General features: G+C 56.6%; 13 protein-coding genes and 1 pseudogene. 7 read left to right on the top strand and 7 right to left on the bottom strand.

The genetic code is table 11. The features are described from left to right. Window positions 1-84: 84 nt before the first annotated feature. A pseudogene (locus tag IFT84_RS16855) lies at window positions 85-703 on the top strand (IS3 family transposase); the annotation flags it as partial. Window positions 704-749: 46 nt separating this feature from the next. Here the strand turns inward: IFT84_RS16855 and IFT84_RS16850 are convergent. Together IFT84_RS16850 and IFT84_RS16845 are read right to left on the bottom strand one after the other, a co-directional pair. Next, the gene (locus IFT84_RS16850) at window positions 750-917 is read right to left on the bottom strand and encodes a type II toxin-antitoxin system VapB family antitoxin (protein ID WP_192121446.1); all 168 of its coding nucleotides are present in this window, start codon (window positions 915-917) and stop codon (window positions 750-752) included. Window positions 918-1,139: 222 nt separating this feature from the next. After that, window positions 1,140-2,078 carry an AraC family transcriptional regulator gene (locus IFT84_RS16845; RefSeq protein WP_192121444.1) on the bottom strand — a complete coding sequence of 313 codons (939 nt, stop codon included), beginning with the start codon at window positions 2,076-2,078 and terminating at the stop codon, window positions 1,140-1,142. A gap of 212 nt (window positions 2,079-2,290) precedes the next feature. On the opposite strand from IFT84_RS16845, the gene IFT84_RS16840 reads away from it, so the two are divergent. From IFT84_RS16840 to IFT84_RS16830, 3 genes are all read left to right on the top strand, one after another. Next, window positions 2,291-3,361, top strand: coding sequence for a semialdehyde dehydrogenase (locus tag IFT84_RS16840; RefSeq protein ID WP_192121442.1), 1,071 nt, complete (start codon window positions 2,291-2,293; stop codon window positions 3,359-3,361). Further along, complete coding sequence (locus tag IFT84_RS16835) at window positions 3,349-4,581, top strand: NAD(P)/FAD-dependent oxidoreductase (protein WP_192121440.1); 1,233 nt, start codon at window positions 3,349-3,351, stop codon at window positions 4,579-4,581. The genes IFT84_RS16840 and IFT84_RS16835 overlap by 13 nt, the downstream gene beginning before the upstream one ends. Window positions 4,582-5,002: 421 nt before the next feature. Continuing rightward, window positions 5,003-5,959 (top strand): sugar-binding transcriptional regulator, encoded by a 957-nt coding sequence (locus IFT84_RS16830; protein WP_192121438.1) that lies wholly within the window; start codon window positions 5,003-5,005, stop codon window positions 5,957-5,959. Window positions 5,960-5,965: 6 nt separating this feature from the next. On the opposite strand, the gene dhaL is transcribed toward IFT84_RS16830, so the two are convergent. The 5 genes from dhaL to IFT84_RS16805 all read right to left on the bottom strand — a co-directional run bounded on the left by dhaL (window position 5,966) and on the right by IFT84_RS16805 (window position 12,634). Next, complete coding sequence (gene dhaL, locus IFT84_RS16825; protein WP_192121436.1) at window positions 5,966-7,732, bottom strand: dihydroxyacetone kinase subunit DhaL; 1,767 nt, start codon at window positions 7,730-7,732, stop codon at window positions 5,966-5,968. Window positions 7,733-7,769: 37 nt separating this feature from the next. Beyond that, window positions 7,770-8,732: an ABC transporter permease gene (locus IFT84_RS16820; RefSeq protein WP_192121434.1), complete on the bottom strand. Its 963-nt coding sequence runs from the start codon at window positions 8,730-8,732 to the stop codon at window positions 7,770-7,772. Continuing rightward, window positions 8,722-10,221, bottom strand: coding sequence for a sugar ABC transporter ATP-binding protein (locus tag IFT84_RS16815; protein ID WP_192121432.1), 1,500 nt, complete (start codon window positions 10,219-10,221; stop codon window positions 8,722-8,724). Before IFT84_RS16815 ends, IFT84_RS16820 begins: the two co-directional genes overlap by 11 nt. Before the next feature lie 75 nt (window positions 10,222-10,296). Continuing rightward, window positions 10,297-11,244, bottom strand: a complete 948-nt coding sequence (locus tag IFT84_RS16810) for a substrate-binding domain-containing protein (protein ID WP_192121430.1) — start codon at window positions 11,242-11,244, stop codon at window positions 10,297-10,299. Between the two features lie 499 nt (window positions 11,245-11,743). After that, on the bottom strand, window positions 11,744-12,634 hold the full coding sequence (locus IFT84_RS16805) for a LysR family transcriptional regulator (protein WP_192121428.1): 891 nt from the start codon (window positions 12,632-12,634) through the stop codon (window positions 11,744-11,746). A 104-nt stretch (window positions 12,635-12,738) separates the two neighbouring features. Here IFT84_RS16805 and IFT84_RS16800 point away from each other — a divergent pair, with 104 nt between their 5' ends. From IFT84_RS16800 to IFT84_RS16790, 3 genes are all read left to right on the top strand, one after another. After that, a complete protein-coding gene (locus tag IFT84_RS16800) occupies window positions 12,739-13,608 on the top strand; it encodes an SDR family oxidoreductase (RefSeq protein WP_192121426.1) in 870 nt (289 codons plus the stop codon). Between the two features lie 37 nt (window positions 13,609-13,645). After that, entirely contained in the window at window positions 13,646-14,119 is a 474-nt protein-coding gene (locus tag IFT84_RS16795) for an SRPBCC family protein (RefSeq protein ID WP_192121425.1), read from the top strand. 69 nt (window positions 14,120-14,188) lie between these two features. Further along, entirely contained in the window at window positions 14,189-14,857 is a 669-nt protein-coding gene (locus IFT84_RS16790; protein WP_192121423.1) for an NAD(P)-dependent oxidoreductase, read from the top strand. Window positions 14,858-15,030 lie beyond the last annotated feature (173 nt).

Here is a 15,030-nt window from a genome sequence, read left to right as displayed (position 1 = left end):
ACAAACGCGACGATAATTTCCTCGCTTCCGTCCAACTCGCTTCAATCCCGATTTGGCTTCGATCTTATGAGTCGGTCACCTAAAGATAGCAACCGCACCTACGGCGCGCGGCGTGTCTGGCACGACCTTCTCGCCAAAGGCCTTTCCTGTGGTCTGCATCGTGTTGAGCGTTGATGCGCGACAATGCACTGAGAGCAAGGCCGAGAAGGGGGGGTGCCGAAAGACGACGGTGAGCGCCTGGTTATTATGCCGAATGTGCTGGGCCGGCAGTTCGCGGCAGAGAGACCGAAACAGAAGTGGGTGGCCAATTTTACCTATCTATGGACGGCTTAGGGCTGACCCTATGTAGCCGTCGTCATCGACCTGTTCTCGCGACGTGTTGTTGGCTGGTCGATGAATGCCAACACGACAGCCCAGCTCGTTACAGATGCGTTGATCAAGGCCATATGGCGTAGAGGCAAGCCAGATGCGGTCCTCCACCATTCGGACCAGGGTAGCCGATACACGAGCGAGCAGTTCCAGCGCCTTATTGCAGATCAAGGTATCACGTGCTCGATAAGCTGATTCCGCAATGTCTTGGACAATGCCGCGATGCAAAGGCCAGAGGTGTTCGATTACATCGAACGCTTTTTACAATCCAATGCGTCAGCATTCGACACTGGGCTATCTCAGCGCTATGGAATTTGAAAGCAAGGTGGGATGAGCCTAACTCAACGTTCGAAAACCGACAGCAGGCCAGTCTGCCAGTATCACCGTTGTGCATCGCTCCGCTGGCGGGGTGCAGCGTCTGCGTCGGGCATGGTTGCGCCAGGCGCAATGAGACCCTTGCCAGACTCGTCACGAATGAGGGTTTCTAACGACTGACGGACAAGCGTTGTGGTTTCTCTGGTGCCAGTCAGGGCCTTGGCTCTGTCCATCAGTCCGTCAACCAGGTTGATCGTAAGTTGGGTGGCGCAAATAAAAACAGCTAGATTACATCAGATCTCAGCAGGAGCGCCCGATGGAGCTATTTGTTTTCGCTGCTACGTAGATCAACACGCAGGTCACTTGTGAAGGGTTGGACAATGGGGACAGTAACCTATTGGCCGCCGCTTTAAGCAATCGACTTGAAACACTGCCGGATGCGATACGTCACCTATTCAAATCGAGTGGCGAGATTTCAAAGGGGCAAAAATCTTTACCCTTAATGCTTCCGGGTTTTCTGTCTGAACTGTTGGATCGTGATAAATTTCAATTCCTGGGTCGTCTGTAAAAGTATACCTACGCTGACTCATGATCCAATGATGCATAAGTATGGAGTATGTCTCGCCGATAAGACTATACGGGCCTCGATGCTCTATGACCGCGTGCGTTCCTGCTTTCGTCGTCCCAGCCACCAAGCCAGAACTGTATTCAAAGTCCTTGAGCTTGGAAGCTAGCAAACCGTCCTGATCAACAACCCCGCAATCGTAACGTATCTTCTCAGGCTCCGTGACAGTCGGTATGTCGTAAACAAATCCAATGAATAAAGGCTTTTGCTCTATCAATGCTTCTGGAAGTGAATTGACAAAATGCTGCCAGTGTTGCGGAAATCTCGAGTAAGGGCCCAGGTAGCGACGACGAATAAAACGGATCTCTGGCTGCATCATAATACGAACAGGCCGCTTATCGTTGACGGCCACCTCCCAATTACCCACCGCCTGCTTCAGATTTGCCCGATGACCTCGCCGATAACGAAGCGGGGAAACTCCAAAGTGCGCAGTGAATGCTCGTGTGAATGCCGAGTGACTGTCATAGCCAACCAACTTCGCGATTTGCTCCAAACTTTCTCCCAGGCAATCAAGCCTGATGGCAGCAAGCTGTAGCCGGTGTACCCGGATGTACGCAGCTGCCGTTGATCCTGTCTCAAAGTGAAACAAGCGATTGAAGTGAAATTCTGACAAGCCAACCTGCTGAGCAATGTCTCTTGCCGTGAGAGGCTCGTCCGTTGCTTGTTCGATAATTAACTGCGCTTTTGTTATTCGCGGATCGACCACAACCAGCCTCATGCTATTCGCAAAATAATTACGACAGATAGCAAACGCTGTCAAAAATTTCAAAGCCTCCTACGGTAAATGCAATAAGCAACAAGATTTTTCGAGATCCATGCAGTTAAGTTTTTACCCTGAGTATATGTCCAGCAGATAACAGAGAATAACGAGTTATCTAATATTTCTTTTTAGGATAAATTACTATAACTAATTTGATATTGAATAATCAAGTAAAAAATATCCCTTAACGGAATTTGTTTAAATCTATACATGGATAGATCATGGCTAATAAGTTTGCATTTCTTGTGCACCCGAGAAACAACCCCCGATATGACATGTCGCAGTTATTCTGGTCTCCACTTGGGCTCATCCCTAACGGCGTTTGGTCAGCGGCGTTTCAGCACCTACCCATACCTCCAATGATCACTGGCCGGATGACTTACGCAGATAAACCAAACGAGACGGTTGGCACCATTATCACTGTGCCATTAACACCGCACCAGCTCATCAATGGTCCCCGCGCGCGCGTACAAGCCAAACTCAACGCGGCGGTTGATCTAGCTAGAGGCCAGGGAGCCACTGTTCTAGGACTAGGCGCTTTGACCGCTCCAGCAGCAGTTGGTGGCAAAACGCTTGTGAAGCGCACCGACATTGGCATCACCAACGGCAACGCTTTCACCGCAGCCATTACGCTGATGGGCGTTGAAAAATTGCTTGACCGCATGGGGCCCGAGGCTTTGGTTGCCTTTGTTGGCGCAACGGGCAGCGTCGGCACGTGCCTGGTACGCTTATTTTCGCGCAAGCGTTCCGGCCGTGTATTACTAGTTGCCCGTAACCAGACACGTCTTGACCGGCTGGCAAAGGAGGTCTGTTGTGACCATTTCGAGGTCAGAACATCGACGGACATGATGTCGGTGCGGGATGCGGATCTCATCGTTCTCTTAACCAGCTCAACCGAAGCATTGCTCGGCAGCGATCATCTGAAGGAAGGTGCGGTGGTTCTGGATGATACCGTTCCTCGCAACACAAGCCCTGATATCGTCAAACTTCGACCTGACGTAACCATCGTAGATGGCGGCCTTGTCGAGATACCCGGCGCTTGTCTAACTGGTCCGATTGGCCTTCCCACTGGCTTGGCTTACGCCTGCCTAGCGGAAACAATGCTTCTGGCACTCGATGGTCACGAGGGTCACTTTTCCATCGGTACCCCTCACGTCGAACAAGCAGAGTACATGCTGCAAGCAGCAGCCCGGCACCAAAAGTTTGGCTTCCACCTTGCGTCGTTCCGTTCTTTCGGTGAAGTGATTGAAGACCCAATGGACGACGTCAAGGTGCTTGCATGCGCCGCATAGTTATTCTTGGAGGTGGCTTCGCAGGGCTGCATACGTTCAAAGCTGTTGCACGTGGATTACGGCAGCAAATGTCTGCTGGCTTGATAGATATCAAACTGATATCGCGGGATGACTATCACACGTATCACGGGTGGGCTGGAGAGGTGTTGTCAGGCCAGCTTGATATCGATGCTACTCTCAGTCCGCTCTATCCTATGCTACGCGAGAGCTTCGTGTTAGGCGAGGTTGTAAAGGTTGATCTGGAAGCGGCAATTGTTGAGACCCAGACTGCGCAAGGACGTAACAGCCTACCCTTTGATCATCTTGTTATTGCGACTGGCTCACGTGATCCGCTAGACCGCGTTCCGGGCGCTGCAGAGCATGCTTTTCGAGTTAAATATACCAGAGACTTACAGGCAACTCGACGTCGTGTCGACGAGTTGATCAAACCGCAAAGCGTTGTTGTCCTTGGCGGTGGTCTGGCAGGCGTTGAGTCTGCATCGGCACTTGCAGAACGCTACGGACCGGGGGTAGTTTCCATTGTTGCAGGTAGTAGATATCCACTTTCTTGTCTCGCGAACGAATTTCCTCAACTTGTTACTCACGCGCATGAAATACTTCATCGGCAAGGCGTTTCGATCTTACCAGAAGTTTATGCGACGCGCGTAGACAAAGACCAAGTTGTCTTGTCGGACGGGCGCATAGTGCTATCAGACATGACTGTCTTTACAGTAGGCATCACTTTTGACCGGATCGACGGCACTGAGCATCTTCCGGGCAATGCTGCGGGGCAGTTGTCTGTGGATGCGTGGCAACGTGTAGAAGGGTATACCAACGTTTGGGCGGCGGGTGACATTGCTTTGGCACGTCACCCTGGCGGCAAAGGGTTCTGCCCTATAGATGCCTTATGGGCCATGCGCCAAGGCGATCTCCTTGGAGGGAATATAGTTAGAAGTTTAAAAGCCCGACGTTTGCGTGCGTTCTCCTTCAAAGGCATGGGACAAGCTGCAGGAATGGGCCGCCGCGAAAGCATATCGCAACTCTACGGCTTACAGTTCACAGGGCAAGTTGCATGGCTGCTTCGTATAGGATTTTTCGCATGGTACATGCCGTACAGAAGCCACGGTCTACGCGTTTTGGCTCATCTTCTTGGAATAGGGAAATCTCCGCGTTGCAAAGATATCCGTCTGCTGGCCCCGCCGATTGGTAAGGACATTGCGGACGGCGTGCCTATGGGGTGAGCGCGTCCAGTTGGACGGTCCCATAGCAGGGCGATTAAATTGATCTGTGAGAGCCACCTGGCGGCTTAGCCTGCCTAGGACTTAAGTATTATAGGCGGACCCACTTTTGCTTAGAACACTTCTGGGCACGACACCGAAGCGGGCCTTGAAGCTGTCGTTCCACCAGAGGTTGGACGTGCTTATGTATGGGTTGGTTGCGAGTTTCATTCAGCACACACAATTCGCAAACAAGTTCGGTCCGATCCGCGCGTTACTAGAAAGATCAACGTGGTGGCGCGCGAGGTCATCAACGTGGGTGGTGGCCCGCCGCACCGGGGACCGCTGGTTAAATAACTGCGGCGACGGTTATATGCGACCTCATAGTTGATCACCAAACCGGGAGTCGGTATCGAGGAGTGCACAATGTGGAGTGTGTTACTCAATGCCAAATGAACTGGAATCTCTGGACGAGGACCTTGAGCGCGCACGTGTTGCCTGGCTTTATTTCATCGGAGGGCAAACCCAGCAGGAAATCGCGCAACGCATGAACATCACGCGGTTGAAGGTCAACAAGATTATCGGCCAGGTGCGTGATTCTGGTAGCGTGCAGGTAAATGTCTCCCTGCCTTTGACAGATTGCATCGAACTCGCGGAGAAGGTGGCTGCTCGATATGGCCTCGTCGAAGCCGTCGTTGTCCCTGATCTTGACGATTATCTCGAGCAGAAGCGCGTCATTGGAGAGGCGGCTGGAACACTTGCCAGTGAACTCATCGAAGATCACGACATGGGGGTTGGTATTGGCTCCGGTCGAACCCTGAGCTTTGCTGTTCGCACGCTTCGCGCCCGTCCGAGGTTCGAGAGTTGGGTTGTAGGGCTCACCGGCGGCGTTACAAGCGGCTCGTCCACCAACACGTTCGAGGTCGCTACGGCTTTCGCTCGAGCGCTCGGCATCGAGTGTCACTATCTGACCGCGCCGATCTACTGCGCCAACCCCGAAAGCCGCAACGCTCTGTTGCTCAATGACGAGTTGACCGACGTGCTTGCACGCACGGAGATCGCTGATGTGGGAATCGTGTCCTGCGGTGCATTGGCACAGGATACCTCGCTCACGCAGATCCGTGTTGTAAAGGACAATCTCGATACGGTGCTGAAGCTTGGCGCGGTAGGCGAGTTCATGGGGTGGTTTCTCGATGCGCGGGGTCAGGTAGTCGATCATTTCTTGAATGAATCAGTTATTGCGCTCCCGCCAGACAAGCTCAAGCTCAAGCCGATTTCCATGCTGGTCTCGGGCGGCATCCGCAAGATCCCGATCATCCGCGCGGTTCTCCGCGCCGGTTACGTCAACCGGCTTGTCACCAATGAAGGTGTCGCGCGGTCCCTTTTGCAGGGTCCGCGCTGATCTTGATCAGGCGAGCGCCTTTTCGAGCGCCGCGGTCATGGCACGCAGTGTCACAAAAGTTGACGCTGCGCCTGGATCGATATGCCCAACCGAGCGTTCTCCGAGCTTGGCGGAACGACCACGGCGCGATTCCAGCGCGGCCGTTGCCTTCATGCCTGCTTCGCCGCCATCTCTTGCTGCAACCAGCACCTCAAGCGAAGAACCGCCATTGGCTGCCGCCTTTGCTGCCGCCTCCACGGCAGGCACCCACGCATCGATCATCGTCTTGTCGCCGGGCTCGGCCCGGCCACGATCGCGAATGCCCTGGCAGGCGGCGGTCAGCCATTCTGCCATGCCGCTTCCGTCAAGATTGAGTCGGTTGCCGACGGCCGTGCCTGCGCGAAGGAATGCAGTGGCATAAAGGGGACCCGACGAAGCACCGACGGCATCCAGAAACGCCTTCGCCATGCGTTTGCAAATGGATTCGATCGTTTCTTCTTCCTGCGCATCCTTAAGCGCCAGTTGTACGGCTTTCCAGCCGATTTCCATAGTCACGCCATGGTCGCCATCGCCGATGACGCCATCGAGTTCGGAGAGCCAGTTCTTTTCAGCAATGATTTGCCCGCCGACCGTATGCATCATGGTTTTAAAAATTGCCGGGGTGACGTCGCCTTCTGTAATAAGGGCCCGCGGCTTTTCCTGCGACAACGTTGTGCTTTCGGCAAGCTTGACGACTTGGCGGTTGCGTGAAGCGGTATCAGCGGTCTTCTCGAAAGCGCCGACGACGAGGGCAGGGGTGCGGCAAGGATGATCCAGCAGTGCCTGCAACGTGTCATCGAGCTTGATAAAGCTGACCGAAGCGCCCGCCATTTCCAGCGATGTCGCGTATTCACCGACCCAAGAGGCGTGGATGCTGATGTCAAGTGTGTCCAGCCGCTGCTTGACGCGGCGGAAGATGACATAGAGTTCGATCTGCGAGGTTGCGCCGAGGCCGTTGACAAGAACGGCAACCCGTTCGCCTGCGTTGACCTGAAGCTCCTGGAGAATGGCATCGACAAGTTCATCGGTAACTTCGTCGGCTGTTGCGAGCTTCTGGCGGCGAATGCCGGGTTCGCCATGGAGGCCCATGCCAATTTCCATCTCGTCGTCGCCAATCGTAAAGTTCGGCTTGCCGGTCTGCGGCAACGAACAGGGGCTGAGCGCGACTCCCATCGAACGGGTCGCGTCGTTTGCGGCCTGTGCAATCGCTTCGACACGCGCCAGAGGCTCGCCGAGATCAGCGGCTGCACCAGCGATCTTGAACACGAAGAAATCGCCGGCAATGCCGCGCCGTTCGGACTTGCGGTCGGTCGGAGCAGAAGCGACATCGTCGGCAACGGCGACAAGACGCGCCGGAATGCCGGCCTGCTCCAGTTCTTCTGCCGCCATGGTGAAGTTGAGCACGTCACCGGTGTAGTTGCCGTAAAGCATCACGACTCCGACGCCACCATCCACGGCTCGGGCTGCCTCGACAATGTGCGACGGAGAGGGGGATGCAAACACGTTGCCGACGGCTGCGGCATCGGCAAGCCCGCGACCGACATAGCCTGCGAAGGCAGGCTCGTGACCTGATCCGCCGCCGACGACGATGCCAACCTTGCCGTCACGCGGACCATCGACCGCGACAACCGCGCGGCCGGTTTCCCCTTCGACGCGCAGCATATCACGATGGGCGCCGACCATGCCCTCAATCATCTCGGCGATGATGTTTTCCGGCGCGTTGATCAGTTTCTTGGTTTTGACTTCTTGGTTCATTCTTTTTTCTTTCGTCAGATCAATGCAGCCCGACGCGTCAAGCGTCGCCACGAAGATAACGGCGGGAAATGGCGTCGAAGGAAATGGCGAGTACTACGATCGTGCCGGAGACGATACCCTGCCAGTAGGGCGAGACACCGAAAAGCACGATGATGTTTTCGATAATGGCGATGATACCTGCACCAAAGATGGCGCCGATCGGGCTACCAATACCGCCGGTCGTCGCAACGCCGCCAATGACAGAAGCCGCGATGGGAGCCAGCACCCAGGTGTCACCGATCGAAGGCTGTGCGGTGCCAAGACGAGCAACCATGAGAATGCCAGCAAGGCCGGCGATCCCACCGGCGACGACGAACACCAGGAGACGAACCTTGTCGACCTTGATGCCAAGCATGCGAGCGCCGGCCTGATTGTTTCCGATCGCGTACATATAGCGGCCGAAAGGCGTTTTCAGCATTACAAAGGTGGCAACAGCGAGTGCTACAAGCATGATTACAAAGGGCACGGGCATGCCCAGAAAATCACCGCGGCCAAGATACTGTACATCCTTGGGGATGCCGGTAATGGCAACGCCGCGTGTAAGAACAAGGTTCGCGCCACCGAATATGCCGGCGGTGCCGATGGTGAGAACCAGCGAGTGAAGTCGTAGCACCGTGACGAGCAGGCCGTTGAGAAGGCCTAGCGAAGCGCCAAGCAGAACGGCGAGAAACATCGCGGAATATGGCTCTATTCCAAAGCGCATCATCAAAATGCCGGAGATGACGCCGCATAGGCCACCAATCACGCCCAGTGAAAGGTCGAGCTCGCCAAGCACCATCAGCATGGACTGCGCGATTGTAATGAGGCCAACGAAGGCGAGGCCGCGTGCGATAACCGACAGGTTATAAGGTGTTAGGAAATAGGGCGAGATCAGCGCCGAAAGCGCAAAGATGACGGCCAGAGCGACGAAAACGCCGGCAAGCGGGCTGCGCGTCAGAAGTGCCAAGTGTTTAGTTTGCATCGAGTTTTGCCTTCGTGCCAAAAATGGCGCCTACGAGTGTTTCATTGTTCGTTTCGGCGGTATCGAACGCACCGGTGATGCGGCCATGGTGCATCGTTATGATGCGGCTTGCGCACTTTTTGAGTTCGTCAAGTTCCGAGGAGACAAGGATGACGCCGACGCCTTCCTCGGCCAGACCTTTCATGATCTTGTAAATCTCGGTCTTGGTGCGGATGTCGATGCCTTTCGTCGGCTCGTCGAAGATCAGTATTCGCGGCCGTGTCGCCATCGCCCGGCCGATGATAGCCTTTTGCTGGTTGCCACCGGAAAGCTGTGAGATACGCTTGCCCATGCCGGACGTGCGGATGCCGTACTCGTCGATGATTCTCTGAACGATCTCACGTTCCCGACCGGCGCTGATGCCAAGGCTACCCGTGGTCAGCGAGAAGATGGAAATCCCGATGTTTTCACGGAGAGAAAGCATCGGGAAGATGCCGTGATGCTTGCGTTCTTCCGAGAGATAGAGCATGCCGCCATCGACGGAGGAGGCCGTGTCGTTGAGCGCCCACGGCTTGCCCTCAACCGTCACGTTGCCCGCCTTGGCTTTCAGGAAGCCGAAGATCGTCTGCATGACCTCAGAGCGGCCAGCGCCGACGAGCCCGGCAAAGCCCAGAATTTCGCCGCCGCGAAGTTCGAAGCTGACGTCCTGAAAGCGGGGACCGGAAAGTCCGCGCACGGTCATGATGGTGTCGGTAAGAGGGCCTTGCGGGCGGAAGTGTTCGTCGAAGGCAATGTCGCGGCCTGACATGGCGCGGATCAGGTCCGCTTCGGAAATGTCAGCGATCTTGCCGTTCTCAATCTTTTCGCCATTGCGCAGGACCGTGTAGTCGTCGCCGATCGAGAAGACCTCGTCCATCTTGTGGCTGATGAAGACGATGGCATGATCGCGGTCGAGCAGGTCACGAATGACCCTGAATACGCGATCGACCTCAATACGCGTCAGCGAAGAGGTCGGCTCATCAAGGATGAGGACCTTCATATCAGAGTTGGTGCAGGCGCGGGCGATCTGGAGGAGCTGCTGGTCGGAGACAGATATATTGGCGACCAACTCGCGCGGGTCAGCCTCAATGCCGAACCGTTCGAGATAGCTGCGGGCTTCCTCAACAAGCTCGCGGCGGTTGACGAGAAACCCGCCGTGGCCCGTGCGGCTGAATGGCATGAACAGGTTCTCTGCGACGCTCATCTGCGCGAAAAGATTGAGCTCCTGCGGAACGTAAGCGACATTCTTGTAAAGAGCTGGATCATCGGAAGGATTGCGTCCGTCGATAAGAATATCGCCGCGCGAGGCCTGATCGGTGCCCGTCAGGATCTTTACCAAGGTGGATTTGCCGGCACCGTTCTCGCCTGCGAGAACGTGCGTCCGGCCGGGTTCGATGGAAAGATCGACCCCGTTGAGCGCGGTGACGCCGGGAAAATCCCGACCAAGGCCGCGGGTTTCAAGATAAGCCATGGGGCACCTCAGCGCCAAAAAGAGATGGAGGAGGCGCGGAACTTCCGCACCTCAAGACAGTTCGGTTCGACCGGATTAGCCGCCCACGTTTTCCTTCGTGAGGAAGGCATTTCCGGTGTCGAGATACCCTGGAACCTTGGCACCGGTTGCCTGCGCCCAGAGAAGCATGACCGACCAGTAGCCCTGAAGTTCAGGTTGCGAGGCCGACGAGCTGTCAGCAACGCCTTCGCGGATCATGTCGAGCATTTCCGGAAGATTGTCTAGGCCGACAAGCGTAACCTTGCCCTGTTTGCCGGCTTCCACGATAGCCTGGCCAATACCGATCGGGCCAGCAGCGTCGGAAGCAACCCAGCCCTTGAGATTCGGATTCGCCTGCATGATGGCAGCTGCCTGCTGTTGCGCAGTCTCGATACTGTCATTGTCGATGCCTTCGGCAACGACCTTGATACCCGGATTCTCAGCGAAGACCTGGCGGTGGCATTCAGCGCGAATGGAGTGGTTCGGCGCGGTCGGCACGCCCTGCATGATGGCGACTTCACCTTCGCCGCCAAGAACTTCCACCAAGCGGCGGGCCGCAATCTTTGCCTGCTCGCAGAAATCCGAGCCGATATACGGAATGGCCATGCCCTCCGGCGGTACGGAATCAAAGATCACGAGCGGAATCTTCTGGTTCTGTGCTTCCTCGAGCGACGCGCGGTTGCCCGAGGGATCAAGGAGGTCGAGCGCCAGTCCGTCGGGCTGTGTCGCAAGTGCGCTGTCAATGATCTGGTTCTGCTGAACGACGTCGGCGGCCTGTGGAGCCGAATAGATGACATCGACGCTTGAGCCGGTCTGCGCCTTGATAGCTGCGGCTGCAGCCTGCGCGCCATCGTTAACCTTGTCAAACCAGGGATGCACAACCTTCGGCACAATTACAAAGCGGTAAGCGTCTTTTTTAGTGGTGCCTTGCCCATCTTGGGCAGATGCAGCGAGGGGCAGAGCGAGCGCTGTGGCGCATGCAAGCAATACTGCAAGTTTCTTCATGATCTTCTCCCTTGTGTCAGGCGAAATCTCCTCCCGCCCGAATGGTACACGAGGCGATGCTGTAAATGCGCATAGCCCGCAATCAATATTTACAAATGTAATAGAGAAAATACAAGAGTAAATTTGAGGCTGCTGTGCTAGTTGCGCCGCTTGTCGATTGGCGTGGCCATCCGAGTTTGCCTCCAAAGCGTCGTCTGACCCACGACCCCCGATCATGCATAGAGGAGACAAGTCAGCGAGGAGCTGCATAGTGCCCAGTATAGGGATATTGCGGAGGCGGAGCGCGTAGCACGAAAGTTCTCGGACTTCAGCTTAAGGAAGCCCATCAGGGACTACAGGAAATGGTGAGTGTTATTTGGAACTGGATCGATGGCCGTTCCTGACCCTATTCGGACGGCTTTGGAGAATAAGGCCAACGGCGCCATAGGAAGACGCAAAGCAGCGTCTTTTCCGCATCCATCCTGCGCGATGCTCTGGTGGACCGTAGCCAGACAGCGTTCTACTTCGCAATGTAGGCCGCCAGCTCGTCGGGTGTCCCATTTGGGAACGCTTGCTTGAGAAACTCAAGGAAAGCTGACACGCGGGCGCTCAGCAGTCGCCGCGAGGGGTAGAGCGCCCAAAGCGCGATCTCCGATCCCTCGATATCGCCCCAAAGTTGCAATGTGCCATTGGCCAGATCGTGGCTCACCAGCGATATCGGCAGACGCGCAGCACCGACGCCTGCTCTTACGGCGTCCCGAATCATGATCAGCGACGACAGCGCAAGCACGGGCTCGATCCGGACTTTTACCGCGCCGTTCGAGGTCATGGCGGTCCAGGTCTGCTTTTTGCCGGTTCCGCGTATGACACCCGGGGCCGGCAGGTCGCCGAGAGGGCGGGGAAGATCGGGGCTTGCCACCACGACCAGGCGGTCACGCAGAAAGGCGCGGCCGACGAGGGTTTCGTCCGGATCCGGATTGACCCGGATCACCAGGTCATATCCTTCCTCGATCATGTCGACCGCCCGATCCTCCGTGGTGATTTCCAGCCGTACTTCCGGATATTTCAGCGCAAAACCTGCCGCGATCTTGCCCATGGCGGTTTGCGACAGCAGAAGCGGCGCGCTGATCCGCAACCGGCCACGCGGCGTCTCGGCACCTGAGGCAATCGCCGCTGCGGTTTCGTCCAGCTCGGTCAGCAGTGCGGCTGTTCGCTCGTGAAGGGCGCGTCCTTCTTCCGTAAGCTTGAGGTTGCGTGCACCCCGCTCGAACAATCGAAGCTCAAGCGCAGCCTCCAGCTCGGTTACCCGTCGCGACAGCGTCGCTTTGGGCCGTCCGGTGGCGCGGGCTGCTTTGCCAAACCCGCCATGACGGGCCACAAGGTTGAAATCGGCAAGAGCGAGAAGATCCATAAGCGTTCCACCTGTGAGACGGCATGTCCAAAATCACGGTCTATCGAACCATCATTGAGCCATCCATATTCGCAGTGTCAAGCAAACAAACCGGAGACACTCCCATGACCATTCTCGTTACCGGCGCCACAGGCAATATCGGCGGCCAAGTCATCCAGCACCTTATCAACCGCGGCGCGGATGTTCGTGCTCTCGTTCGCGATCCTTCAAAGGCCCGCTTTCCGGCAGGCGTCGCCGTCGTTAAAGGTGACTTTCTCGATGTCGATTCGCTGCGCAATGCGTTCGACGGTGTGTCGACGCTCTTTCTGCTGAACGCCGTCGCACCAGACGAGTTTACACAGGCTTTGATCGCGCTCAATATTGCCCGCTCCACCGGCATCGAACGCATCGTCTATCTCTCTGTCATCCACCCTGACGTCTATGTCAACGTGCCGCATTTCGCCGCTAAGTTTGGCGTCGAGCGGATGATCGAGCAGATGGGCATGAACGCCACCATCCTGCGTCCGGCCTACTTCATCCAGAACGATCTGACAATTATGAACGTGGTCACCGGCTACGGCATTTATCCGATGCCCATCGGCGACAAAGGGCTCGCCATGATCGATGTGCGCGATATCGCTGAGATCGCCGCCTTGGAACTGCTGCGCCGCGAACAGGCTGCACAGCCGCTTCCGACCAGCCGCATCAATCTGACCGGTCCCGACACTTTGACGGGAACGGATATCGCCGCCATCTGGTCGGAGGTGCTGGCCCGCCCGATCAACTACGGCGGCGGGGATACCGCAACCTTCGAGCAGAACCTCAAGCAATTTATGCCGCCTTGGATGGCATACGACATGCGCATGATGGGCGAGCGCTTTCTGACTGATGGCATGCTGCCCGAAGGTGGCGATGTCGAGCGACTGACGACGCTTCTCGGCCGCCCACTCCGCTCCTATCGCGGCTTTGCTACCGAAACCGCTGCCTCTGCCTGAGGCAGGCCGTCCTACATCTAAAACAAGGACTACCGCCATGATCTATTCGATCGCAACCGTTCCCGTGAACACTGAAGGCGAAACAACGCTAACCCGCGAGCAGATCTGGAAGGGCCTGGAGCTGAAGGCGCGCGATGCCCGCCTGTTTCTCCCGCCCGGTCTCTGCACCCGCTGCGATGTCGTCGAGGAAAGCGCGACCCACTTTGTGCGCGAGGCGACCATTGCCGGCGCCGAGCTGCGCGAAATCATCACGCTCGAGCCGCATAGCAAGGTCACCTTTTTCCAGGCCACCGGCCCCCGTGAAGGCGCCATCATCAACGAGTTGTTCGAGGACGAAGCCGGCGCGTTACAGTTGAAATTCTACTGCTACCTCGGCCTGCGCGGCAAGGAGCCCAACGGACCCGAAGAGCAGGCCGAGCAAACGCAGTTCGACAGCGACAAGGGCTACAAGTCCGCGCTGCTGTCGACGCTGAAGCGGACCCGAAAACTGCTCGCAGAGGGCAATCTCTGATCACCCCAGCAATGAAACCAAACGGGCGGCCTCTTGACGAGGCGCCCGGCCATTTGAGGGACCAAGACAATGACCAATTCCGCCACTGAAACGCATCTCGCCGCTGCACCAAAAATTCTGGTCCTTGGCGCGACTGGACCGACCGGCCGGCATATCGTCAGCCAGGCTGTAAGCCGCGGCTATGACGTTACCGTCCTCGTTCGCTCACCGGAAAAGGCCACCGATTTGACGGGGGCAAAGCTTGTGATCGGGGATGCCCGGGACGAGAAGGCACTGCGCCAGGCCATCAAAGGTCGGGACGCCGTGATCAGCGCACTCGGCACCCCCGCAAGCCCATTCCGTGAAGTCACGCTTCTCTCAACGGCAACTGTTGCGCTCGTCAATGCGATGAAAGCCGAGCGGGTGTCTCGGCTGATCGCGATCACCGGGATCGGCGCTGGCGACAGCGCAGGACACGGCGGCTTCCTGTTCGATAAGCTCATTTTCCCGCTGATCCTGCGCAATGTCTACGCGGACAAGAACCGGCAGGAGGCCATCATCAAGGACAGCAAACTCAATTGGACCATCGTCCGTCCCTCAATCCTCGTGAACAAGCCTGAGGTTAACACGGTCCGGGCACTGACGGATCTGAGCAACGTTCACGGCGGCTCGATTTCGCGGAAAGACGTGGCAACGTTCATTCTCGATCAGGTCAACAGCGATGCATGGCTGCGCAAGTCACCGCTGATTACTTGGTGAGACAACGCTGGCACCAGCCGCATAGACGTCGCGATACTGAAGGCAGAGCCTTATCTGCTCGCAAGGCCAGTCTAGCCGGTGGCACCCTTGCCAAGATGTGTCGGCATTTACGGCGATATAATCGGCCATCCGAGCGCGGTAGATATCAGCCCTGATGTCTTAATCAACAAAAT

The organism is Rhizobium sp. CFBP 8762, assembly GCF_014841565.1.
In the GTDB taxonomy this organism is placed as follows: Bacteria; Pseudomonadota; Alphaproteobacteria; order Rhizobiales; family Rhizobiaceae; genus CFBP-8762.
Note: the sequence above shows the minus strand (reverse complement) of the source record. Positions and strands in the feature narration are given on the sequence as shown.